Genomic DNA, 23,150 nt, shown 5'->3' on the forward strand with positions numbered 1-23,150 from the left:
TCAGGCCATGGCCGGAACCAGGATGGTGGGCGCGGCCGGGGCCGCCGCATCGGGGTGGTCGCGGCTGTAGTGCAGGCCCCGGCTCTCGCGGCGCAGCTGCGCGCTGCGCACGATCAGCTCGGCCACCTGCACCAGGTTGCGCAGTTCCAGCAGATCGCGCGTGACGTGAAAGTGCGCGTAGAACTCGTCGATCTCGCCCTGCAGCAGCGCGATGCGGTGCGCCGCGCGTTCCAGGCGCTTGTTGGTGCGCACGATTCCCACGTAGTCCCACATGAAGCGGCGCAGCTCGTCCCAGTTGTGCGAGATGACCACGGATTCGTCGGCGTCGGTCACGCGGCTGTCGTCCCAGGCGGGCAGCTCGGGCAGCTCGGCGGCGGGCGCCGCAGCAATGGCCTGCGCGGCGGCGCGGGCAAACACCATGCATTCGAGCAGCGAGTTGCTCGCCAGCCGGTTCGCGCCGTGCAGGCCGGTGCAGGCCACCTCGCCCACGGCGTACAGGCCGGGCAGGTCGCTGCGGCCCGCCAAGTCGGTGAGTACCCCGCCGCAGGTGAAATGCGCCGTGGGCACCACGGGGATGGGCGCGCGCGTGATGTCGATTCCCAGCGCCGCGCAGCGCGCCAGGATATGCGGGAAATGCGCCTGCAAGAACGCCGGACTGCGGTGCGAGATGTCCAGGTGCACGCAGTCCAGTCCATGGCGCTTCATCTCGTAGTCGATGGCGCGGGCCACCACGTCGCGCGGCGCGAGTTCGGCGCGCGCATCGTGCTCGGGCATGAAGCGTGCGCCACCGGCCGACGGTGGCAGCAGCAGCCGCCCGCCCTCGCCGCGCACTGCCTCGCTGATGAGAAAGGACTTGGCGTGCGGGTGGTACAGCCCCGTGGGGTGGAACTGTATGAACTCCATGTTCGCCACGCGGCAGCCCGCGCGCCAGGCGGCGGCAATGCCGTCGCCGGTGGCGGTATCGGGGTTGGTGGTGTACAGGTAGACCTTGCCCGCGCCGCCGGTGGCCAAAATGGTCTGCGGCGCGCGCAGGGTGATGACGGTGTCGCGCACGCCGTCCAGCGCGTACAGGCCCAGGCAACGGTGGCCGCTGCCCCCCAGCTTGCGCGGGGTGATCAGGTCCACCAGCGTGTGCTGCTCGAACAGCGTGATTCCCGGCGTGGCGCGCACCGCATCGATGAGCGTGCGCTGCACGGCGGCGCCGGTGGCGTCCGTCACGTGCGCGATGCGGCGCGCGCTGTGGCCGCCCTCGCGGGTCAGGTGCAGCCGCTCGCCGTCGAGCGTGAAGGGCACCCCGAGCTGGCGCAGCCAGGCGATGGCCGCGGGCGCGTTTTCCACCACGAAGCGGGTGGTGGCCAGGTCGCACAGGCCCGCGCCGGCCTCCAACGTGTCCTGGATGTGGGCGGCAAAGCTGTCGCCGTCGGCGAGCACGGCGGCAATTCCGCCCTGGGCCCAGGTGCTCGATCCGTCCTCCAGCTCGCGCTTGGTGATCACGCCCACGCGGTGCGTGGGCGCCAAGTGCAGCGCGGCGCACAGGCCGGCCAGGCCGCTGCCGGCGATGAGGACGTCGAAGTCGTGGGCTGCCATGGTGTGCGCTGCGGAGGTGAAATTCCGGGGTCGCCGGTCGGGGTGGCGGCGCCAGCGCCACCGGAGAATACGGAACGCTCAGCGCCGGAAAACCCTGCGCCTGCGGCCGATGCGCGGATCAATCGGCACCGGTCTGAACGTCGGTCTGATAGACATAGGATCTTTGCGCGACCCGGGCCGCGCGGTAGCCGCTCCAGAGCTTGCGATCGACCTTTTTGTCCCATAGCAGGGCGCGGCCGGCGCGTTGCTCGTTTTCCAGTTCGGGCCTGTTGGCCTTGAGCTGGTTGATGAACTGCGTGGCGTCGGATTGGTAGTCGGGGCGGCGGAAAATGGACATGGACGGCAAACCTCTCGGGCGTGGATTCTACCGGGCCCCCGCGGCCCCGGCCGCACGCGCGCGGCTATGATCCAACCCCTGCCACCGCCACCCGCCATGGCCGCCATCCACATCACCGACATCGAAGCCGCGATCAACTACTGGCGCAGCCGCGCGCCGTCCCCCGACGGCGTCACGCTGGCGCCCGAGTTGCGCGCGCTCGGCGAGGTCTACGCGCAGATGGTCTACCGGCACGAGGACGAGGTCGATGGCCTGGCACCGCAGGCCCTGGCCGCCTGGCTGGCCTGGTACGACAGCACGCCCGACACGCCCTGCATCGCCGTCTGCTCCACGAGCCAGGGCGACGCGCTGTGCAAGGGCTGCGGGCGCACTTTCGACGAGGTCCAGCGCTGGCCCTCCATGGGCCCGGCGGAGAAGCGCCGGGTGTGGCGCCGCATCACGCTGGAGCATTCGGCCTGGCGCTTCAACCGCTACGCCGAGCGCGCGACGGCAGCGCCCGGCTGAGCACCGCTCCCGAGCGGCGAGGCGCGCCCCGCAACTTACTTCCAGCGCTGGGGTTCGAACAGCACGCAGCCCTGCGCGCTGCTCAGGGCCACGGACCCATCCTGCAGCGTGGCCTGCACTTGCATGCTGCGCTCGGCCAGTTGCGCCAACACCTGCGACGCCGCGCTCGGGATGCGCCAGACTTGCAGCCGCTCGAAGCGCGAGAGCTGCGCAGCAATGCCCTTCCACCAGACCTCGGCCGCGCCGTGAAAGCAGTAGACGAGCACCGCGTCGGCCTTGCTGCAGGCGCGGGCCAGGGGTTTGCCATCCGGCTGGCCGACCTCGATCCACAGGCGCCGGCGCCCGCTGAAGTCGGTCAACGAAACGTCCGGGTCGTCCGGGTCGGACAGGCCCGCGCCAAACGCCAGGGTCCCGTCGCCCCGGCACAGCGCCTGCATTTGGTGCGCCTGAATCGCCAGCGCCGCGAGCCGCACCATCATCCGCTCGTCGGTCTCGCTGGGGTGGCGTGCCAGCGTGAGCGCGTGCTCGGCGTAGTAGCCGTGGTCGATGTCGGCGATTTGCAGCTGCGCCTTGAAGATCGTGGCCTTGGTCGCCATGCCATCAGACGCGGCGCGCGAGCACGGCGGCCAGGCCCAGGTAGCTGCCCGGCGTCAGCGCCAGCAGGCGGTCTTTTTCCGCCTGGGGAATTTCCAGCGACAGGATCAGATCGTGCAGCGCCTGCGCCGTCACGGCTTGGCCACGCGTGAGCTCCCGGAGCTTCTCATACGCGCCCGCGACGCCGAAGCGGCGCATCACCGTCTGTATGGGTTCGGCGAGCACCTCCCACGCGGCGTCCAGGTCGGCGGCCAAGGTCCGTTCGTCGATTTCGAGCTTGTTCAGGCCCGCGAGCAGCGCGGCGTAGGCCAGCGTGGCATGGCCCAGCGCGACGCCCATGTTGCGCAGCACGGTGCTGTCCGTCAGGTCGCGCTGCCAGCGGCTGACCGGCAGCTTTTCGGACAGGTGCCTGAGCAGCGCGTTCGCCAGGCCCAGGTTGCCTTCGGCGTTCTCGAAGTCGATCGGGTTCACCTTGTGCGGCATGGTCGACGAGCCGACCTCGCCGGCCCGCGGGCGCTGCCTGAAATAGCCCAGGCTGACGTAGCCCCAGATGTCGCGCGCCAAGTCGATGAGGATGGTGTTGGCGCGCGCCATGGCGTCGAACAGTTCGGCCATGTAGTCGTGCGGCTCGATCTGAATGCTGTAGGGCTGGAACGTCAGGCCCAGGCCCAGGGGTTCGGGGGTTTCGACGACCTTGCGGCTGAAGGCCTCCCAGTCAAAGTCGGGCCAGGCGGACAGGTGCGCGTTGTAGTTGCCCACGGCGCCGTTCATCTTGCCCATGATCTTCACTGCGGCGATGCGCTCGCAGGCCGTTTGCAGGCGCATGACCACGTTGGCCATTTCCTTGCCCACCGTGGTCGGGCTGGCCGTCTGACCGTGGGTGCGGCTGAGCATGGGCGTATCGGCAAAGACATGCGCCATCTCGCGCAGCTTGAGCAGGATGCGGTCCAGGCTGGGCAGCACGATCTGGTCGCGGCCCGAGCGCAATTGCAAGGCGTGGCTGGTGTTGTTGATGTCCTCGCTGGTGCAGGCAAAGTGCACGAACTCTGCGGCCCTTTGCAGTTCCGGGCGCGCCTCGAATTTGCTTTTGATCCAGTATTCGACGGCCTTGACGTCGTGGTTCGTGGTCTTTTCGATCTCCTTGATGGCCAGGGAGTCGGCCTCGCAGAAGTTCTTCACCAAGCCCAGCAGGTAGGCCCGGGCGCCGGTGGTCAGGGGTTTGAACTCGGCAAAACCCGCGTCGGACAAGGCGATGAACCAGGCCACTTCCACCTGCACCCGACGGTGCATGTAGCCGTGTTCGCTCATGATCGGGCGCAGGGCGGAAAGCTTTGCGGCGTATCGGCCGTCGAGCGGCGACAAGGCAGTGAGGGTGGGCAGGCTCATGGCGCGCCATTGTAGGGGCCGGCAAGCACCGCCCGAGAGCCAGCCTTCCCGGGTTTCTCCACGGATTTCTGCCGATAGAATCGATCGCTGATCGTCCAAGCTTGCCCCAATGTAAACAGACCATGAAATTGATCGGAACCTCTGCCAGTTCCTACGTCCGCAAGGTGCGCGTCGTGCTGGCTGAAAAAAAACTCGACTACCAGTTCGTGCAAGACGACGTTTGGGCAGACGATAGCCAAGTCCCGGCCTCGAACCCGCTGGGCAAGATCCCCTGCCTGGTGATCGATGGGGGCGAAGTCCTGTTCGACTCGCGCGTGATCGTGGAATACCTGGACACCCTGTCGCCCGTCGGCAAGCTGATTCCGGCCAAGGGCCGCGAACGCGCCGTGGTCAAGACCTGGGAAGCCCTGGCCGACGGCGTCGTGGACGCCGCCGTGCTCGCGCGCCTGGAGGCCCACTGGGTGCCGCGCGGGGACGGCGAACGCAGCCAGGCATGGATCGAGCGCCAGCTGCGCAAGGTGCACGACGGCCTGCGGTTCATGGGCCAGCGCCTGGGGGACAGGCCGTATTGCAGCAGCGTCTCCCTGAGCCTGTCGGACATCGCCGTGGGCTGCGCGCTGGGCTGGCTGGAATTTCGCTTTCCCGAAATCACTTGGCGCAACGCCCATCCCAACCTGGGTCGGCTGCTGGACAAGCTGATGCAACGCCCGAGCTTCGCGGAGACCCGGCCCTCCTGAGCGCCGCGCCCGCCCGGACAGGGCGCGCGGCGGGGTGTGGGGGTATTGGGTTGATGCGCCGCCAGCTCCCCCTGGCTGGCGGTCGGAATAAAAAAAGTTGCGAAGCGTCCCGAAACGAATCAGAGAGGGAGGGAGGAAAAGCGCTTCAGGAGGTCAGTCGGAACCCGGGGGCCCAAAAGGCTTCGCAACGTAAAACCATGGTTTCGTGCCGCGCGATTGTGACAGTTGCCACAATTGTCTTGCGCCACGAACAAGAGAGTGACACCAGGGCGGTACGGTTCCGAAGTCTAGCCGATTTTTATCGAGGGAATGTAAAAAGAATTTCATGGTGTCCGGGGAGCGCGTTCGCCTGCTGCGTCGGCCCCATGACCAAGGGAAATCCCGTCTTGTCTCGCAGGCGGTGCTGTGGTGGGGGTCGGGTGCCTGCCGAGCAGGCGGCGCAGCAGGCGCGCCACCCCGTGCCCGATGTCGTCGATCCCCGTGAACACCGCAGGAATCACCAGCAGGCTCAGCAGCGTGGAGGTGATCAGTCCGCCGATCACCGCCACCGCCATCGGTGAGCGAAAGCTCGGGTCGGCGACGCCAAACCCCAGCGCGATGGGCAGCATGCCCGCGCCCATGGCGAGCGTGGTCATGATGATCGGACGCGCGCGCTTGTGGCAGGCGTCGAGCAGCGCCTCCCGCCGCGTCAGCCCCTGCTCGCGGCGCGCCAGGATGGCGTACTCGACCAGCAGGATGGAGTTCTTGGTCGCGATTCCCATGAGCATGATGAGCCCGATGAGCGAGGGCATGGAAAAGCTCTTTTGCGCGATCAACAGCCCCACGAACGCGCCGCCGAGCGACAGCGGCAGCGCCGCCAGGATGGTCACCGGGTGCAGAAAGTCCTTGAACAGCAGCACCAGCACGATGTAGATGCACAGCACGCCGGTGAGCATGGCCAGGCCAAAGCTGGCGAACAGCAGGCCCATCTCCTCGGCGTCGCCGATCGTGATCTGGCGTACGCCCGGTGGCAGGTTCTTGATCGAAGGCAAGTCCTGCACCGCCTTGGCGACGTCGCCCAGCGGCAGGCCGGAGAGCTCGATCTCGAAGTTCACGTTGCGCGCACGGTCGTAGCGGTTCACCATCGCGGGGCCGCCGCTGAACTCCAGCGTGGCCACCTGGCCGAGCATGACCGGGCCCTTGCTGCCCGGCACCGTGAGGCGTTCGAGCAGCGCCAGGTCCTGGCGCGCGTCGTCCTGCAACTTGACGACGATGGGGACCTGGCGCGACGCCAGATTCAGCTTGGGCAGCGCCATGTCGTAGTCGCCCACGGTGGCGATGCGCAGCGTCTCGGCGATGGCGCTGCTGGTCACGCCCAGGTCGGCGGCGCGTGCAAAGTCCGGGCGCACGGCGATCTCCGGCTGCACCAGGCTGGCCGTGGAGGAGATTGCGCCCAGGCCCGCAATGCGGCGCAGGTCCTTTTCCACGGCGAGCGCCGCGCTGCCCAGCACCTGCGGATCCTCGCCCGAGAGCACCAGCACGTATTTCTCGCCCGAGCTGCCCAAGCCGACCTTGCTGCGCACGCCGGGCAGGGTCACCAGCGCCGCGCGGATTGCTTGCTCGATAAGTTGCTTGCGCGGCCGCGCGCCGCGCGTGGAAAGCATGATGGTGAGCGTGGCCTTGCGCGTTTGCGCATCCGCGCCCCCGGCGAACGGGTCCGCTCCGGCCGAACCGCCGCCGATGGTGGTGTACACGCGCTGCACGTGCTCCACCCGGGCGATGCGCTGGCGCGCGTCCTCGGCCGCAGCGTGGGTCTGCGCCAGCGTGCTGCCCGGCGGCAGTGCCAGATACACCTGCGTCTGCGAGTTGTCGTCGGGCGGGATGAAGCCCGTGGGCAGCAGCGGGATGAGCGCCAGCGAGCCGACGAAGAACACCGCCGCTGCCAGGTAGGTCAGCCCGCGGTGCCCTATGCACCACGCCGCCCAGCGCAGATACACGCGCATCCAGCGCGGGTCCTGGTGCCCGTGCACGATGGGCCGCAGGATGTAGGCCGCCATCATCGGCGTCAGCGCGCGCGCCACCACCAGGCTGGCAAACACCGCGAGTGACGCCGTCCAGCCGAACTGCTTGAAGAATTTTCCCGGAATGCCGGCCATGAACGCCGTGGGCAAGAACACCGCGATCAGCGTGAAGGTGGTCGCCACCACGGCCAGGCCGATTTCGTCGGCGGCTTCCATCGCCGCCTGGTAGGGCGTTTTGCCCATGCGCAGGTGGCGCACGATGTTCTCGACCTCGACGATGGCGTCGTCCACCAGAATGCCCACCACCAGCGACAGCGCCAGCAGCGTGACCACGTTGATCGAAAAGCCCAGAAAATGCATGCCGATGAACGCCGGGATGACCGACAACGGCAGCGCCACGGCGGACACGAAAGTGGCGCGCCAGTCGCGCAGAAAGAGCCACACCACCAACACGGCCAGCATCGCGCCTTCGATCAGCAGGTGCATGGAGCCGTCGTATTCCTCCTGCACCGGCTGCACGAAGTTGAAGGCCTCGGTGATTTGCAGGTCCGGGTGCTGCATGTGCAGTTCTGCGAGCGCAACCTGCACCGCAGCGCCCACTTCCAACTCGCTCGCGCCCTTGCTGCGCGCGATCTCGAAGCCGACCACGGGCCGGCCGTTGAGCAGCGCCAGCGCGCGCGGCTCGGCGACGCCGTCCGACACCGTGGCGAGCTCGTCGAGCCGCACGTGGCGCCCGTCCGCCAGCGCGAGCGTCAGGCCCGCGAGCTCCTGCGCCGACTGCACCGTGGCCAGCGTGCGCAGCGCTTGCTCGCTGCCGCCGAGGTCGGTGCGCCCGCCCGCGCTCTCGCTTTGCACCAGCCGCAGCTGGCGCGACACGTCGGCCGCCGACGCGGACAGCGCCTGCAACTTCACGGGGTCGAGCTCCACGCGCACCTCCCGATCGACACCGCCCACGCGACTCACGGCGCCGACACCACGCACCGCGAGCAGTTTCTTGGCCACGGTGTCGTCCACCAGCCAGGACAGCGCCTCGTCGTCCCTGCGGTCGGACGCGATGGTGAAGGCCAGCACGGGCTGCGCGGCCAAATCGATCCGGGTCACGACGGGGTCGCGCAGGTCGCCGGGCAGGTCGCCGCGCACCCGGGCCACGGCCGCGCGCGTGTCGTCCAGCGCTTCCTGCGTGGGCTTTTCCAGCCGGAACTCGGCCGCGATGGTGGCGCTGCCGTCCTGCACCGTGGTGTAGATGTGCTTGAGGCCCTGCAGCGTGGAAATGCTGTTTTCGACCTTGCGCACCACGTCGCTTTCAAGCTGCGCGGGCGAGGCACCGGGCAGGGTCAGCGTGACGGAGACCGTGGGCAGGTCGATGTCCGGAAAGTTCTGCACCTTCATGGCGTTGAACGCCAGCAGGCCGCTGAAGCTCAGCAGCACGAAGAGCATCAGCGCGGGGATGGGGTTCTTGATCGACCAGGCGGAGACATTCATTGGAAATGCTCCTTACTGGGCGCCGCGCGGGGAGAGACCCGCGGGTGCGGCGGGCGCGCTTTGCCGCACGTCCTGCGCAGCGGCCACGACGCGCACCAAGTCACCGTCGTTCAGAAAGCCCGCGCCGCGCACGGCGATCGACGCCTGCGCGTCCAGGCCCGAGAGCACTTCCACGCGGTCGGCCACGCGCCGACCCGTCTGCACCTTGCGCTGCTGCACGCGCTGCCTGGCGTCGAGCACGAAAACGTAGGCAAAGCCGTCGCGCAGCACCAGCGCCTCCTGCGGCACCGTGAGCGCCTCGCTGTCGCCCAGCGCAAACTCGCCGCGCGCAAACATTCCGGCGCGCAGTTGCGCGTGCGCCGGCAGGTCGACGTAGACCAGCGCATTGCGCGTCTGCGGGTCGACCGTGGGTGCCAGCATGCGCACGCTGCCTTCGACCGCGGTGCCGCCCGCGGGGGTGACGCGGACCTTGATTCCCGGCTGGATGCGGTGCAACTCGCTGGCGGTGACTTCGGCGCGCCATTCCAGGCGGCCCCGGCGCAGCATGCGAAACAGCTCGTTGCCCGCGCTCACCACGGCGCCCACGGTGGCCGTGCGCGCCGAGATCACGCCGCTGTCGGGCGCCAGCACCCGCGTGTGCGCGAGCCGCAGCCGCTGCGCGTCAACGCCGGCCTGCGCGGCCATCACGCGCGCCTGCGCGGTCTGCCCGGCGGTCATGAACTGATCGATCTGCTGCTGGCTCAGCGCGCCCGTGGCCTCCAGCGTGCGCGCACGGCTGGCGTTCGCGCGGGCCTCGCCGGCGTTCGCCTGCGCCTCGAACAGGTTGGCCTGCGCCTGGGCCAGGTCGGCGTGCACGCTGCTGTCCGAGAAGGTGGCGAGCAACTGGCCGGCAGCGACCCGGTCGCCCACGTTCACCAGCACCCCGGTCAGGCGCAGGCCGTTGCCCTCGGCTCCGATGCTCGCCTCCTGCCAGGCGGCCACGTTGCCGTTGGCGGCCAGGCGCAGCGGAAAGCGGCTGCGCTGCGGCTGCACCGCGTTCACCGTGAGCGCCGCCTGCGTCTTGGGTTCATCGGCGGCGCGCGACGCGCCAGACAGCAGCACCGCGCCCGCGGCCAGCGCGCAGGCGCCCCCCAGTCCCGCCAACGCCCAGGCGGTGCGCCGCGAGAGCCAGGAGTCCGGTGTGCGAGCCGGCGGGCAAGCAGAAGGGGAATCGGGCCGGGAATCTGGTGTGCAATCGGGCATGGGTCAGGTCCATTCCATGGGTTCGTCGGTTCGTCGGTTCCTTGGGCGGCAGCGTGCGGCCGGTGCTCAGCGCGCGCTGCTGTCCGGGGTGTCGGATGACTGGGCCGTGGCCAGGCCCTGCTGCGCGTCCCATCCACCGCCGGCTGCGCGGTACAGCGCGATCCAGGCCAGCTGGCGCTCGTTGCGCAGGGCGATCAGGGCGTCTTCGGCGGCGAACGCGTTGCGCCGCGCGTCCTCCAGTTCGAGCAGACTCGTCAGGCCGGCGCGCCAGCCGGACTCGGTGGCGGCAAACGAAGCGCGGTAGCCTTCGGCAGCGGTGCGCGCACTGGCATTGCGCTCGGCGGTGCTCGCCAGCCGCACCAGCGCCTGCTCGACCTCGCTCACCGCCTGGCGCACGCGGGCGCGGTACAGCGCCGCTGCCTCGTCGTAGCGCGCCCGCGCCGCGTCGGTCTGCGCGGCGCGGCGTCCACCGTCGAACAACGGCAGGCTCAGCGTCAGCGGGCCGATGCTCCAGGTGCCCAGGTCGGTCGTCGCCCCCGCATTGCGCAGCCAGGCCGCGCTGATGGATCCGCTGAGCGCCAGACGCGGGTAGCGCTGCGCCTGCGCCTGGCCCAGCTCGGCGCTGGTCGCCGCGACTTCGCGCTCGGCGTGGTACACGTCGGGCCGCTGCGCGAGCACCTGCGCGGGCAGGGCGGCGAGCGCGAACAGCGTGTCGGGCGCCGGGCCACCGGGCGCGGCTGCCAGGCGTGCGCGCAGCGCCGGCTCCTGCCACCCGGTGAGCGCGACCAGCACCTTGAACCCCACGTCGCACTGCATGCGCTGCTGCGCCGCACGCGCCTGCGCCTGCGCGGCGCTGGCGCGCGCCAGCGCGGCCGTGGCGGGCGCCGTGAAGCCGGCGCGCTCGCTCAGCGCCGACAGGCGCTCGGTCTCGGCGCGCGAATGGGCGTCGCGCTCGGCCAGGTCGAATTGCTCCAGACAGCTGCGCAGGCTGCTGGTCTGCTGCGCCACTTCGGCGGCCACGCTCACACGCGCCTCGTGCCACAGCGCCTGCGCACCGGCGAGCCGCTGCCCGGCCGCGGTCTCGGCGGCGGCGTTGGCGCCAAACAGATCCAGTTCCCAGTTGGTCGCCAGCCCCGCCTGCGCAGTGCTGGCAACGTGGCCCAACTGCTCGTTGAAGCCCCGGCCGGCCTTGGCCTGCGCGTCGAGCGACGGCCCCAGGTCCGCGCGGCTGGCGACCTGCACGGCGCGGGCCTGCGCGATGCGCGCGCGCGCCTGCGCCAGATCGGGGCTGAGGTCCTGCGCGGCGGCCATCAGTTCGACCAGTAGTGGATCACCCAACTGCGTCCACCACCGGGACAGGTCCTGGAGCGAGCCCTGGTGCGGCAGGGGCGCGTTCCAGGCGGCGGGAACGGGCGCCGCCACTGTCGCCGGGGGCGCCGGCGTGGCGCAGGCCACCAACGCCAGGGGCATGCAAAGCGTCAGAAGAATTCGATGGCACAGCTTCATGGAGGGCATTCCTGGTGCGCAATCCTGGAATTCCTGGATTTGCAGGCGAACCGGGCGGGACTATACGCGAGCGCGCCACCAAGCCACCCGGGTCCGCAGAGGTATCGACAGGGAAGTGACGCCATACCCGCTGCGAACATCACGCTTCACCCTCGATGGCCTGGAAGGCGAGATCATGGGCAAGCAGGCTGCGGCCATCCACCTCGTGGGCGGGGGACCAAAGGGCATTTTGCGCGTGAGGCTGGTGCGCCGGGACCTGGGGCGATACGCTGGCATGGATATCTTGGACTACTACGGGTCCGAGTTCTGAGAGCGTGTGAATTTTTCAATTTCAGCAATGGACGCGGTACAAGCCAAACCCGATGACCTGTGGATAAAGGAGATGGGAGATGGCCCGATTCAAGCCCAGGTTCGTCTTCTGGGACGAGTTTGCCTTGCTGCGGGGCAGCCTGACGCGCCAGGATCGCTCATTGCGGCCTGTTTTGCGCGTCTCAGACTGCCAAGGGGAAATCCAGAGCCAGCATGCGCTTGAGGTTGTGGGCCAACGCATGCCACAGCAGCACGGCGCGCGCCTTGGTCAGGCCGCGCACATTCAGGCGCTGCAAGCCGCGGTTGCGCAGATGTGCGTTGGTGCACTTGATGCTGGCCGCACGCTCCTTGTAGATCTGCTTGGCCTCCTGGGTGCCCATTCGCTTACGCCATTGGGCCACAGCCTGACTGTCGCCACGCAACGCCACGTCATGTGTTTTCCTTTCGTTGGCGCTCGAGGGACGACAGCAGCTGTCGCAGCGCGGTAAGCCTGAGCTCCTCCAGCGGCGCCGGGGCGTCGATCAGCTCCAGCAAGTTCAAGAAGTCCAGGGTGGCGGCACGCGTGCGCCAATGCGCTGGAAGTTCGCCGCCGGCCGCCACGAAGGCGGCGCCGAACGCGGACTCGAATTCGTCCGCCATCAGCCCCCGTGGGCGCAGCAGGACGGCGACGTCCAGCAACGGGCTGCCGGCGTGCGCCCATTCCCAGTCGATCACGCCGGCGACCCGGGATTCGCCCTCGCGTGCGGGCGCGATGATGATGTTGCCGGGGTTGAAATCCGCATGCACCAAGCGCGCCGGCGCGTGCGCGTCGGCGGCCGCGTCGTACTCGCACAGCAGTTCCAGCACCTGCGCCCTGCGCGCGTCGCCCAGGTGTTTGCCGGCGTGATGGTCCAGATACTTCAGCGCCACGTCAGCGGTCGACGCCCCGCCGTCCTGCAAGCCCAGCGCGACGCTCCACGGCGTGACGTTCAGCGCGCCGTCGAATTTTCCGTGCCTCGGAAAGGGATGCGCGCCGATCACTGCGAGCGTGTGGCCCACCGCCTCGCCCAGCGCCCGCGCGGCCCAGCGCCTGCTTTTCAGCGCCTCGGCCAGGGTGATGCCGTCCAACCAGGTGCTGATCACGTAGGGCAATGCCGCGTCCCCGGGCATGCGGCCCACGTGGATTACCTCGGCGACCGGCACCGTGGCCCGCACCAGGCGCAGGACCGCGACCTCGGTGGCGCAGGAAGCGGGGTCGCGGCTGCAGATGCGGACGATGTAATTCGCCGGATCACCCGCCAGCTTGAACCGGAAGAGGGAGTTGGAGCCGCCCAGCAGACAGGGCGCCCACGCCTCGATCGCGACCCCGGGGAATGCCGGCTCGACCAAGGCGGCAAGTTCTTGCGCGGTGAGATGGAGTGCGTTAGCGCGTCGCATTATTGGAAAAGACGCCGGGTCCGCAGAGGTATCGACAGGAAAGTTACGCCATACCCGCTGCGAACATCACACCGGGCCATGCACAATATTCTTCATCTCCATCCTGCCCGCATCAAGCACCGACCGCCTCTTGTTTGGCGCCAAGGACCGCGTGCCACAGCGCGAGCACCGCGTCGCGCTCGGCTTGCAATGCGGGCGGCGCAAGCTGTGTCGGCGTCTCGTCGAGCCGCGCCTGGTGCTGCGCGCGGCGCAGTGCGCGGTAGGCGTCGGCGGCGGCCTGTCCCACGCCCGCAGGCAGCAGGCCCGCGCGCTGCGCGTCTTGCAGCAGCGCAATATTGCCGGCGTTCGCCAGCAGTTGCGGGTGCTGCGCGGAGCGCGACAGCACCAGGTACTGCACGGCGAACTCGGCGTCCACCATGCCACCCGGGCTGTGTTTCACGTCGAAGCGCCCCGCAGGCGTCGGGTGCGCGGCGCGCACCCGCTCGCGCATGCCCACGATTTCGGCGCGCAGCGCCAGCGGGTCGCGGGCCGCGCTGATGACCGCTTCGCGCACCGCGTCGAAGCGCGCGCGCAGCGCGTCGCTGCCCAGAACGAAGCGTGCGCGCGTCATGGCCTGGTGCTCCCAGGTCCAGGCGGTGTTGCTGCCGCGCTGCTGCTGGTAGGCGGCGTAGGCGGCAAAGCGCGTGACCAGCAGGCCCGCGCTGCCGTTGGGCCGCAGCGCGGTGTCGATCTCGTAGAGCCCGCCCTCGCCGGTTTTCACGGTAAGCCAGTTGATGAGCTTGCGCGCAAAGGCCGCGTAGATCTCGGGGGCGCGCTCGTCGTCGTCGTCGAAGACGAACACGATGTCCAAGTCGCTGCCGTAGCCAAGCTCTTTGCCGCCGAGCTTGCCGTAGCCGATGATGGCAAATTGCGGGTGCTCGCGGTGGCGCGCCCTGAGGCGGCTCCAGCACCATTGCGTGGTGACGCGCAGCACGCTGTCGGCGAGCGCGGAGAGGTCGTCCGCCACCTGCTCCACGGTAAGGCAGCGCCCCAGGTCGCGCGCCAGCGTGCGGAAGATTTCGGCGTGCTGGGCGCGGCGCAGCAGGTTCAGCAGGTTCTCGTCGTCGTCCTCGCCGGTGGCGCGCAGCGCGGTCAGGCGCAGCGCGAGTTCGCGCTCGAAGTCGGCGGCCACGAAGCGTTCGGCGAGCAGCGCGTCGCCCGCGAGTTCGTCGATCACGCCCGGATGCTGCAGCAGGTAGCGCGCAGGCCACCGGGCCGCGCCCAGCAACTGCAGCAACTGCGCGTGCACTGCGGGGCGCTCGAGCAGCAGCGCCAGGTAGCTTTCGCGGCGCAGCAAGGACTCCAGCCAGTCGATCAGGCGCACGGCGGCCGTTTCGCTGACGCGCCCCTCGGCGACCCACTGCGCGCTGCGCTGCACCAGGCGCACCAGGCGCGCGCGCGCCTCGTCGCGCAGCCCGGTCACGCGCGGGTGGCGGCAGCACTCGGCGACGCGTGCGCGCAGGTCCGGCGGCAGTTGTTCCAGCAGGCCGTCGAGTTCCGGCACGGGGGGGGGCGCGCCGGCAGCACAGCAGCCGTGGCAGGGCTTTTTCCCCGGGCCGCCGAGCAGCGTATCGAACTCCTGCGCGACCAGTTCCCGGTGCGCGTCGAGCGCGTGCAGGAACGCGCAGCAGTCCGGGTAGTCCAGCGTGTGCGCGATCCAGGCCAGATCGTCGTCGCGCGTGGGCAGCGCGTGCGTCTGCTGGTCGTCCAGATATTGGATGCGGTGTTCCACGCGGCGCAGAAACACATAGGCCCGCGCCAGGGCGTCGGCGGTCTCCGGGGGCATCAGCGCCGCGCGGGCCAGGCGCTGCAAGGCGTCGAGCGTGGGGCGGCAACGCAATTCCGGGAACTGCCCGCCGCGCACCACCTGCAGCAGTTGCACGATGAATTCGATTTCACGGATTCCGCCGCGCGAGAGCTTCACGTCGTTCGCGCGCTCGGGGTGCCCGGCGCTGCGTTTCGCCGCGTGCTCGCGAATCTGGCGGTGCAGCGCGCGCAGCGCCTCGAACACGCCGTAGTCCAGATAGCGCCGGAACACGAAGGGCAGCACCACGCCCCGCAGCGCCTGCACCCCGGCGCTGGCGATGCTCGCGCGCGGGGCCACGACGCGGCTCTTGAGCCAGGCAAAGCGCTCCCATTCACGGCCTTGCACTTGCAGGTATTCCTCCAGCGCAGAAAGGGAAACCGCGGGCGGCCCCGACTGGCCGTTGGGCCGCAGCGCCAGATCCACGCGAAACACGAAACCATGTTCGGTGCTCTCGCCGATCAGGCCGTAGATGGCTTTCACGGCGCGCGCAAAGTACTCGTGGTTCGAGATGCGCCCACGCCCGTCGGCCGTTCCGGCGGTCTCGCCGTCTTGTTCGTAGACGTAGATCAGGTCGATGTCGCTGGAGACGTTGAGCTCGCGCGCGCCGAGCTTGCCCATGCCGACGATCCACAGCGCGACCGGCTGGCCCTGCGGCCCGCACGGCGCGCCGTGGCGCGCGTCGAGCTCCTGCCGGGCTTGGCGGCAGGCGTGGTCGAGCGCCAGTTCGGCGAGTTCGGTCATGGCGCGGGTGATCTCGGACAGCGGCGCCTGCGCCGCGCAGTCGATACGCATGAGGCGCTCCATGACCAGTTGGCGCAGCACCCGCAGGGCGCTTGCCGTGTCGCAGCCGCGCGCGCGCAGGGCCTCGTAGGCCCGCTCCATGGTGGCCAGCACCGGAGCGCCCGGGGGCAACAGGGACAGATCGTCTGCGTAGCGACGCTGCAGGCGCTGGTAGAAGCGCGCATGCCCGGCGCCCGGAACAAAGGGCGCGCCGGGCGGGGATGGATTCTCGGGCGCTTCAGCGCACGCTGGCTGCATGGTGTCCGGGGCCGCAGGCCGCGCCGACGTGGATGCATCCTCCCCGGGTCTGCGCCTGAGGAGACGCCAGCCGCGGCCCGGCAGAGCCGGTCGTGCGCTGGTCGGCTCGGGCCGTGGGGCGCGCGAGCGATGCCGGACGCCCCGGCGGAGCCCCGGGGCTGCGGGTCATAATCCCCGCCAGTTTCCAGCGCAGCATGACCGATTCCGCTCCGTCGTCCCCTTCCCGCCTGCTCAAGGCCGTCTCCCGCCTCGCGACGGGCCTGTTGCGTCTGCTGCTGGCACTATGGCTGTTGCTGATCATCGCGTGGGGGGTGCTGCTGCATGACTGGATTGTGCCGCCGATAGAGAATTTCCGCCCGCAATTACAGACCCTGATGACGCAAGCGTTGGGGGCGCCCGTCACGATCGGCGCAATTACCAAGCGCGCGCAGGGGCTGGCCCTGCTGATCGAGCTCTCGGACGTCGCGCTGCTCGACGCCTCGGGCCGCCGCGTGCTGCACCTGCCTCGGGTGGCGGGAACGCTGTCCGCGCGCTCCCTGCTGAACCGGGGGTTCGCGCAGCTCTATCTCGAAGCGCCCGATCTGGAGGTGCGGCGCACGGCCGATGGGCGCATCCACGTGGCGGGGCTGGAACTGGCCCGGAATCAGGACGGCAGCGGCGACGCGGCGGCCAACTGGCTGTTCGCGCAAAGCGAGATCGTCGTCAAAGGCGGCACGCTGCGCTGGACGGACGAGCAGCGCCCTGCCCCGCAGGTGGCCCTGGAGCAGGTGGACCTGGTGCTGCGCAACGGCAACTGGCGCCACCGCCTGCGCATGGACGCATCGCCCCCGAGCGACTGGGGCGATCGCTTCAGCGTGGTCGGCCTGTTTCGCGCGCCCCTGCTGCAGGCCGGTGACGGCAACTGGAGGCACTGGAGTGGCCAGCTGTTCGCCGACTTCGCGCGCCTGGACGCCGCGCAGCTGCGCCAGCATGCAGGCCCGGACGCGCCGCTGACCCGGGGCCACGGAGCGCTGCGCGCCTGGGCCGACGTACGGCACGGGCAGATCGTCGGCGCAACGCTCGACCTGGCTCTGGCCGACGTGCACGCCACCCTCGGCCCCGGCCTGCAGGCGCTGATGCTCCCATCGTTTCAGGGGCGTCTGGAAGCAAGGCAGCGCAGCGGGGGATTCGAGTTTTCCACCCAGGCCTTGCAGTTCCAGACCGACGACGGCCTGCATTGGCCCGGCGGGAACCTGCGGCTGGCGCACACCGCGGCCACGGACAAGACACCCGCGCAGGGCGAGTTGCACGCGGACCGCCTGAACTTGGCCGCGCTGGCGCGCATCGCGAGCCGTCTGCCGCTGGACGCCGCCGTGCACGACGCCCTGCGCAGGCATTCCCCCCAGGGAATGGTGGACGCAATCGACGCCAGTTGGACGGGTCCGCTGGACGACCCGCAGCAATACCGGGTGCGAGGGCGCGTCCAGGGCCTGGCGCTCGCGGGAAGCAGCGAGGACGGCAAGAAAGGCGCTGCGCCGTCGCACCCGGGCCTGCGCGGGGCCACGCTGGACATCGACATGACGCAGGCCGGCGGCCGGGCCGCGCTGTCCATCGCCTCCGGCGCCCTGCTGCTGCCGGGCGTGTTCGAGGACCCGGTGCTGCCGCTCGACAAGCTCAGCGCGAACGTGCGCTGGCAGCTCGCAGGCGAGCGCATCGCCGTGCAGGCGAGCGACGTGCAGTTTGCCAACGCCGACGTACAGGGCCAGGTCCACGCCGCATGGCATACCAGCGACACGGCCAAGGCGCCGCAGCGTGCGCGCTTTCCGGGCGTTCTGGACCTGACGGGCAGCCTGAGCCGCGCCGACGGAACGCGGGTGCACCGCTACCTGCCCCTGGCGGTCGCGCAGGAGGCGCGCCACTACGTGCGCGACGCCATCACCGCGGGCAGCGCGAGCAACGTGCGCTTTCGCGTCAAGGGCGATCTGCAGGACCTGCCCTTCAACGACCCGCGGCAGGGGGAGTTTCGCATCGCCGCGCGCGTCCGGAACGTGACCTACGCCTACGTCCCCGATTCGTTGCAGCCCACCGACTCGCCGCACTGGCCTGCGCTCACGGGGCTGAGCGGGGAGCTGATCTTCGAGCGCTCGTCCATGCAGGTGCGCGGCGCCACGGGGCGCTTTGCCGGCAGCAAGGAACTGCGGCTGTCGCGGGTGGACGCGAGCATCCCCAACCTGGAACACACCGTCGTGAACGTCAGCGCGGACTCCCGGGGGCCCCTGCCGGAACTGCTCGCGCTCATGAGCCGCTCGCCGCTGGGGCGCATGACCGGCCATGCCCTGGACCAGGCCAGCGGGAGCGGCGACGCAGACTTTCAGCTGCGCCTGAACCTGCCCATCCACGAACTGCACAACGCCCGGGTCCAGGGGAGCGTCACGCTGGCCGGCAACGCGCTGCGCATCACGCCGGACACCCCCGCCCTGAGCCGCGTGCGCGGCACGGTGCAATTCAGCGAATCCGGCTTCTCGCTCCAGGGCGTGCAGGCCCAGGCGCTGGGCGGCGGCGTGCGGCTGGAAGGGGGCATGCGCGCGCTCGATCCGCACGCGGCCGCCACCGAGCCGAGCGTGCAGCTGCACGCGCAAGGAATCATGAGCGCCGAAGGTTTGCAGCAGGCATTCCCGTCCGGCATGCTGTCCCAGCTGGCGCGGCGCGCGACGGGCAGCGCTCCCTACACCCTGGCGCTGGCGTTTCGCCGGGGCGTTCCCGAACTGCAGGTACACACCAGCCTGCAGGGCATGGCGCTGGCGCTCCCCGCCCCGTTGGGCAAATCGGCCGAAAGCAGCCTGCCCCTGCGCTTCGAAAACCGGCTGACACGCGAGTCGCTGGCCGGCCCGGCCGGCAACGCCGCCGTGCTGCGCGACCAGCTCAGCCTGGACCTGGGAGCGCTGGGTTCGGCCAGCTATCTGCGGGACCTGAGCGGGCCCCAGGCCCGGGTGCTGCGCGGCACGATCGGCATCGGCCTGGGCCATGGGGAGTCCGCCCCGCTGCCCGCGCAGGGCGTGGCCGCGAACATCCAGCAGGCGCAGCTGGATCTGGACGCATGGGCGCAGGTGCTGGAGCAGCCGGCGGAGACGAGAACGCCCGCCCGCCCGTCCAGCGCCGCTGCCGGACCCGGCGTGGCGCAGGACTATCTGCCCGGCACGCTGGCGCTGCGTGCGCGCCAGCTGACGCTGCAGGGCCGCACCCTGCACAACCTCGTGGCCGGGGTGCAGCGCGAAGGCAGCACCTGGCGCGCGACCCTCGACGCCGTGGAGCTCAACGGCCATCTGGAATACCGCCCGCCGACCGCGCCCGAACAGACCGGCGGGCGCGTGTTCGCCCGCCTGGCGCGCCTGAGCGTTCCGCAGAACGACGTGGCCCAGGTCGAGTCGCTGCTCGACGAACGACCGGGCGACCTGCCCGCGCTGGACATCGTCGTGGACGCATTCGAGCTGCGCGGCAAACGCCTCGGGCGCCTGGAAATACAGGCGCAAAACCGCGGCGAGGGCATGCGGCGCGAGTGGCAGCTGAGTCAGTTCGACCTCCTGACGCCGCAGGCGAGCCTGAGCGCGAGCGGCAACTGGGCGCAGCCGAGCCCCGGGCCGACCGAGCGGCGCACGCAGCTCGACTTCGAGCTCGAAATCCACGACGCGGGCGCGTTGCTCGACAGCCTGGGGATGGCCGACACGGTGCGCAATGGCAAGGGGCGCATGCAAGGGCAGCTGGCCTGGACCGGGACCCCGTTCAGCCCCGACTACCGCTCCATGGCCGGACAGATCCACCTGAACGTCGCATCGGGCCAGTTCCTCCAGGCCGACCCCGGGGGGCCGGCGAAGCTGCTCAGCGTATTGAGCCTGCAATCGCTGCCGCGGCGCTTGGCACTGGACTTCCGCGACGTGTTCAGCAAGGGCTTCGCGTTCGACTTCGTGCGCGGCGACGTGCGCATCGACCAGGGCCTGGCCACCACGAACAACCTGCAGATGAAGGGCGTCAGCGCCGCCGTGCTGATGGAGGGCAGCGCCGACATCGCACACGAAACCCAGAACCTGCGCGTGCTCGTGGTTCCGGAGATCAACGCGCTGACCGCCTCCCTGGTCGCCACGGCGATCAATCCCGTGATCGGCCTGGGCAGCTTCCTGGCGCAGATCTTTCTGCGCCGCCCGCTGATCGAGGCCGCAACGCGGGAGTTCCGCGTCGATGGAACCTGGAGCGAGCCGCGCGTCGTGCGCATTCGACGCAAGGGCCGCGCGACCGACCCCGGCGATTCCACCCCCACCGCTCCCGCTGATGACTCTGCCGATGACTCCGCGGATGATTTCGCCGATGACTCTGTCCACACAACCCCGGAGACCCGCGGAGAGCCCCGATGAAAGCCGCCGCCATCCGGATGCGCTCCGGCGTGCAATGCGTGCCGTGAGCGCCGGGCACACCCTGATGCAGCGCTGGCGCGGCGCATGGCGGCGCTGGTCGCTGTGGACGGCGCTCGTGCTGCTCGTGCTCGCGGTGCTCGCCACCATGGTCTGGCTCGCCGGACGCTACGAGGCCAGCCAGGTGCAGGAGCAGCTCGAGCGCGACGCGGCCGACGCCGTGTCCGACATCCGCGTGGCGCTCACGCGCAACCTGCAGAGCCTGCAAGCGCTGCCCGGGCAGCAGGCGTGGGAGGGGGATGCATCCGAACTGCTGCGCAATCGGCGCGAGCTGCTGCGCATCGAACTGCGCGACACCGATCTGCGGCTGCTCGGCCATGTGCAGTCGCCGTACCGCCCCGTGGCCTGGAACAGCCCGCTGCACGACGGCAGTCCGCCGGACCGGGCCATCGCCTGCGCCAACGCCCGCCGCCTGGGCGAGCCAGCGTACTCCGGGAGCTACTTTCAGCCGCACGGCGACGGGCTCGGCGCCGAGCACATGGAACTGTGCGTGCCCCTGGGCGCGCGCTTTCTGCTTGCCAGCTACGCCCTGCAGGACCTCCTCGGGAACCTGGTGGCGCACAACCTCACGCGCAGCCAGGAAGCCTCGCTCACCGAGACCGACGGCACACGCCTGGCGGTGCTCGGCGCGACCAGCCAGGGCCTGCGCAGATTCAGCGCGCAGCATCTGCTGGACCTGCCGGGCAGCACGCTGGTGCTGCGCATGGAGAGCTGGCACGCGGCGCCGCATCTGTTTCCGAACGTGCTCAGCGCGCTGGTGAGCGCAATGTCGATTGCGCTCGTGAGCGTGGTCGCGGTGCTGGTACGCGACAACCGCCGCCGCCTGCGCGCCGAACGCGACCTGGCCGAGGCGCTGGCGTTTCGCAAGGCCATGGAAGACTCCTTGGTCACCGGCCTGCGCGCGCGCGACCTGCAGGGGCGCATCACCTACGTCAACCCGGCGTTCTGCGAAATGGTCGGCTTCAACGCCCAGGAGCTGATGGGGCACAGCCTGTCGGCCCCCTACTGGCCGCCCGAGCGGGTGCAGGAATACCGCCAGGGCCAGGCGATCCGCTTCGCGGGCCATACGCCGCCGCGCGAGGGCTTCGAATCGGAATTCATGCGCAAGGACGGGACCCGGTTTGCGGTGCTGATCATCGAGGCGCCGCTCATCAACGCCCAGGGCCAGCACACCGGCTGGATGAGCGCGTTTCTGGACATCAGCGAGCAGCGGCGCGTGGAGGAACTCTCGCGCGCGTCGCAGGAACGCCTGCAGGCCAGCGCGCGGCTGGCGACGGTGGGCGAGATGGCGTCGCTGCTGGGCCACGAACTGAACCAGCCGCTGGCCGCCATCTCCAGCTACGCCAACGGCTCGCTGAACCTTCTGGAGCGCGCGATCCCGGCGGACCTGGCCGCGGATGCCTGCGACGCGCTACAGGACATGCGCACCGCCATGCGCCAGATCGCCCACCAGGCAGAGCGCGCCGGCCGGGTCATCAAGAGCGTGCACAACTTCGTGCGCCGGCGTTCCCGGGCGCGCGAGGAGACCCCCGTGCAGCAACTGCTCGACGCCATCTTGCCGCTGGTGAGCCTGCAGGCGCGCAAGCTCGGCGTGCGCGTGCACACCACCGTCGAGCCCGGCCTGGCCCCCGCGCTGTGCGAGCGGACCATGGTCGAGCAGGTGCTGCTGAACCTGGCGCGCAACGCCATGCAGGCCATGGACGCGCCCGCCGTGTCCCCGCGCGTGCTCGACATCCGGGCGTACCGCGCGCCCTGCGAGCAGCCCGGCGGCTGGATCGAGTTTTCCGTCACCGACCTGGGAAGTGGAATCGCGCCCGCGGTGGCAGAGAAACTCTTCACCCCCTTCTTCAGCACCCGCCCGGAGGGCATGGGCCTGGGCCTGAGCATGTGCCGCACGGTGATCGAACAGCACGGTGGTTCCCTCGGATTCGCGGCGCATGCGCCGCGCGGCACGGTATTTCGCTTCACCCTGCCCGCCGCCCAGGGCCCATGCGGCGCGGGCGACGCCTGATGCAGCCCGCGTCCGACGCCACCGTATACATCGTCGACGACGACGCCGGCGTGCGCGAGGCGCTGGCCTGGCTGCTGCGTTCGCGCAGACTGCCCAGCGAAGCCTTCGCCAGCGCCGAAGCCTTCGACGCCATGCTGCAGAGCCGCCGCACGCAACAACACCAGCCCCGCTGCCTGCTGCTCGACGTGCGCATGCCCGCGATGAGCGGGCTGGCGCTGTTCGAACTGCTCGCGGCGCGCGGCGACCTGGCGGGAATGCCGGTGATCTTTCTCACGGGCCACGCCGACGTGCCCACGGCGGTGGCCAGCGTCAAGCGCGGCGCCTTCGATTTCTGTGAAAAGCCGTTCTCCAACAACGCGCTGGTGGACCGCATCGAACAGGCGCTCGCCGAATCGGCGCAGCGCCTGGCGCAGCTGCGTGCGCGCAACTGCCTGCAGGACCGGCTGCGCGACCTCACGGAGCGCGAACGCGAAGTGCTCACGCGCGTCGTCGCGGGCCTGCCAAACAAGCTCATCGCCGACCAACTGGACATCAGCGTGCGCACGGTGGAGGTACACCGCGCGCGCGTGTTCGAAAAAATGCAGGTCAGGTCGGCCGTGGAACTGGCGAACCTGCTGCGCACGGGGGATTGAGCGCCGGCGCGCGGCAACGGCTCTTCAGGGGAACGGGCGGCGGAGTCCGTGCCCTGCCCCGCCAATCGATGCCCACGCTGC

At 70.0% G+C, this 23,150-nt stretch carries 14 protein-coding genes and 2 pseudogenes; 6 read left to right on the top strand and 10 right to left on the bottom strand.

What is annotated here, in order from left to right; translation table 11 throughout:
* On the bottom strand, nucleotides 1-1,587 hold the full coding sequence (gene nadB, locus D5041_RS16170; RefSeq protein WP_265256743.1) for an L-aspartate oxidase: 1,587 nt from the start codon (nucleotides 1,585-1,587) through the stop codon (nucleotides 1-3).
* Between the two features lie 118 nt (nucleotides 1,588-1,705).
* Complete coding sequence (locus D5041_RS16175; RefSeq protein WP_265285210.1) at nucleotides 1,706-1,924, bottom strand: DUF3460 family protein; 219 nt, start codon at nucleotides 1,922-1,924, stop codon at nucleotides 1,706-1,708.
* Nucleotides 1,925-2,020: 96 nt separating this feature from the next.
* On the opposite strand from D5041_RS16175, the gene D5041_RS16180 reads away from it, so the two are divergent.
* Entirely contained in the window at nucleotides 2,021-2,428 is a 408-nt protein-coding gene (locus D5041_RS16180; protein ID WP_010099987.1) for a DUF3717 domain-containing protein, read from the top strand.
* A 35-nt stretch (nucleotides 2,429-2,463) separates the two neighbouring features.
* On the opposite strand, the gene D5041_RS16185 is transcribed toward D5041_RS16180, so the two are convergent.
* Nucleotides 2,464-3,024 (bottom strand): YaeQ family protein, encoded by a 561-nt coding sequence (locus tag D5041_RS16185; protein ID WP_010099986.1) that lies wholly within the window; start codon nucleotides 3,022-3,024, stop codon nucleotides 2,464-2,466.
* Between the two features lie 4 nt (nucleotides 3,025-3,028).
* Nucleotides 3,029-4,408 carry an adenylosuccinate lyase gene (gene purB / locus D5041_RS16190; RefSeq protein WP_265256744.1) on the bottom strand — a complete coding sequence of 460 codons (1,380 nt, stop codon included), beginning with the start codon at nucleotides 4,406-4,408 and terminating at the stop codon, nucleotides 3,029-3,031.
* Between the two features lie 122 nt (nucleotides 4,409-4,530).
* Here purB and D5041_RS16195 point away from each other — a divergent pair, with 122 nt between their 5' ends.
* Nucleotides 4,531-5,145: a glutathione S-transferase family protein gene (locus tag D5041_RS16195; RefSeq protein ID WP_010099985.1), complete on the top strand. Its 615-nt coding sequence runs from the start codon at nucleotides 4,531-4,533 to the stop codon at nucleotides 5,143-5,145.
* Between the two features lie 323 nt (nucleotides 5,146-5,468).
* On the opposite strand, the gene D5041_RS16200 is transcribed toward D5041_RS16195, so the two are convergent.
* From D5041_RS16200 to D5041_RS16210, 3 genes are all read right to left on the bottom strand, one after another.
* Nucleotides 5,469-8,627, bottom strand: coding sequence for an efflux RND transporter permease subunit (locus tag D5041_RS16200; RefSeq protein WP_265256745.1), 3,159 nt, complete (start codon nucleotides 8,625-8,627; stop codon nucleotides 5,469-5,471).
* A 12-nt stretch (nucleotides 8,628-8,639) separates the two neighbouring features.
* Entirely contained in the window at nucleotides 8,640-9,869 is a 1,230-nt protein-coding gene (locus tag D5041_RS16205) for an efflux RND transporter periplasmic adaptor subunit (RefSeq protein ID WP_265280727.1), read from the bottom strand.
* A 66-nt stretch (nucleotides 9,870-9,935) separates the two neighbouring features.
* Nucleotides 9,936-11,375: an efflux transporter outer membrane subunit gene (locus D5041_RS16210; protein ID WP_265285211.1), complete on the bottom strand. Its 1,440-nt coding sequence runs from the start codon at nucleotides 11,373-11,375 to the stop codon at nucleotides 9,936-9,938.
* A 115-nt stretch (nucleotides 11,376-11,490) separates the two neighbouring features.
* Here D5041_RS16210 and D5041_RS16215 point away from each other — a divergent pair, with 115 nt between their 5' ends.
* Entirely contained in the window at nucleotides 11,491-11,685 is a 195-nt protein-coding gene (locus D5041_RS16215; protein WP_265256748.1) for a hypothetical protein, read from the top strand.
* 181 nt (nucleotides 11,686-11,866) lie between these two features.
* Here D5041_RS16215 and D5041_RS16220 read toward each other — a convergent pair.
* From D5041_RS16220 to glnE, 3 genes and pseudogenes are all read right to left on the bottom strand, one after another.
* Nucleotides 11,867-12,180: pseudogene (locus tag D5041_RS16220) on the bottom strand (transposase); the annotation flags it as partial.
* Nucleotides 12,181-12,257: 77 nt separating this feature from the next.
* Nucleotides 12,258-13,100: pseudogene (locus D5041_RS16225) on the bottom strand (phosphotransferase family protein); the annotation flags it as partial.
* 112 nt (nucleotides 13,101-13,212) lie between these two features.
* Nucleotides 13,213-15,984 (bottom strand): bifunctional [glutamate--ammonia ligase]-adenylyl-L-tyrosine phosphorylase/[glutamate--ammonia-ligase] adenylyltransferase, encoded by a 2,772-nt coding sequence (gene glnE / locus D5041_RS16230; RefSeq protein WP_265285212.1) that lies wholly within the window; start codon nucleotides 15,982-15,984, stop codon nucleotides 13,213-13,215.
* A gap of 194 nt (nucleotides 15,985-16,178) precedes the next feature.
* Here glnE and D5041_RS16235 point away from each other — a divergent pair, with 194 nt between their 5' ends.
* Genes D5041_RS16235 through D5041_RS16245 form a run of 3 tightly spaced genes read left to right on the top strand, consistent with a single transcriptional unit; the run spans nucleotide 16,179 to nucleotide 23,069 of the window.
* Nucleotides 16,179-20,369 (top strand): YhdP family protein, encoded by a 4,191-nt coding sequence (locus tag D5041_RS16235; protein WP_265285213.1) that lies wholly within the window; start codon nucleotides 16,179-16,181, stop codon nucleotides 20,367-20,369.
* A gap of 34 nt (nucleotides 20,370-20,403) precedes the next feature.
* Complete coding sequence (locus D5041_RS16240; protein WP_265256752.1) at nucleotides 20,404-22,437, top strand: two-component system sensor histidine kinase NtrB; 2,034 nt, start codon at nucleotides 20,404-20,406, stop codon at nucleotides 22,435-22,437.
* Complete coding sequence (locus tag D5041_RS16245; RefSeq protein ID WP_265256753.1) at nucleotides 22,437-23,069, top strand: response regulator transcription factor; 633 nt, start codon at nucleotides 22,437-22,439, stop codon at nucleotides 23,067-23,069. Before D5041_RS16240 ends, D5041_RS16245 begins: the two co-directional genes overlap by 1 nt.
* The last annotated feature ends 81 nt before the right edge of the window (nucleotides 23,070-23,150 follow it).

Origin of the sequence: Verminephrobacter aporrectodeae subsp. tuberculatae, assembly GCF_026127385.1 — a bacterium.
GTDB lineage: Bacteria > Pseudomonadota > Gammaproteobacteria > Burkholderiales > Burkholderiaceae_C > Acidovorax > Acidovorax aporrectodeae.

What these genes read in the sequence shown, in the direction of transcription:
- nadB (WP_265256743.1), bottom strand. Translation starts at nt 1,587, where the DNA reads ATGGCAGCCCACGACTTCGACGTCCTCATCGCCGGCAGCGGCCTGGCC.
- D5041_RS16175 (WP_265285210.1), bottom strand. Translation starts at nt 1,924, where the DNA reads ATGTCCATTTTCCGCCGCCCCGACTACCAATCCGACGCCACGCAGTTC.
- D5041_RS16180 (WP_010099987.1), top strand. Translation starts at nt 2,021, where the DNA reads ATGGCCGCCATCCACATCACCGACATCGAAGCCGCGATCAACTACTGG.
- D5041_RS16185 (WP_010099986.1), bottom strand. Translation starts at nt 3,024, where the DNA reads ATGGCGACCAAGGCCACGATCTTCAAGGCGCAGCTGCAAATCGCCGAC.
- purB (WP_265256744.1), bottom strand. Translation starts at nt 4,408, where the DNA reads ATGAGCCTGCCCACCCTCACTGCCTTGTCGCCGCTCGACGGCCGATAC.
- D5041_RS16195 (WP_010099985.1), top strand. Translation starts at nt 4,531, where the DNA reads ATGAAATTGATCGGAACCTCTGCCAGTTCCTACGTCCGCAAGGTGCGC.
- D5041_RS16200 (WP_265256745.1), bottom strand. Translation starts at nt 8,627, where the DNA reads ATGAATGTCTCCGCCTGGTCGATCAAGAACCCCATCCCCGCGCTGATG.
- D5041_RS16205 (WP_265280727.1), bottom strand. Translation starts at nt 9,869, where the DNA reads ATGCCCGATTGCACACCAGATTCCCGGCCCGATTCCCCTTCTGCTTGC.
- D5041_RS16210 (WP_265285211.1), bottom strand. Translation starts at nt 11,375, where the DNA reads ATGAAGCTGTGCCATCGAATTCTTCTGACGCTTTGCATGCCCCTGGCG.
- glnE (WP_265285212.1), bottom strand. Translation starts at nt 15,984, where the DNA reads ATGCAGCCAGCGTGCGCTGAAGCGCCCGAGAATCCATCCCCGCCCGGC.
- D5041_RS16235 (WP_265285213.1), top strand. Translation starts at nt 16,179, where the DNA reads ATGACCGATTCCGCTCCGTCGTCCCCTTCCCGCCTGCTCAAGGCCGTC.
- D5041_RS16240 (WP_265256752.1), top strand. Translation starts at nt 20,404, where the DNA reads ATGCGTGCCGTGAGCGCCGGGCACACCCTGATGCAGCGCTGGCGCGGC.
- D5041_RS16245 (WP_265256753.1), top strand. Translation starts at nt 22,437, where the DNA reads ATGCAGCCCGCGTCCGACGCCACCGTATACATCGTCGACGACGACGCC.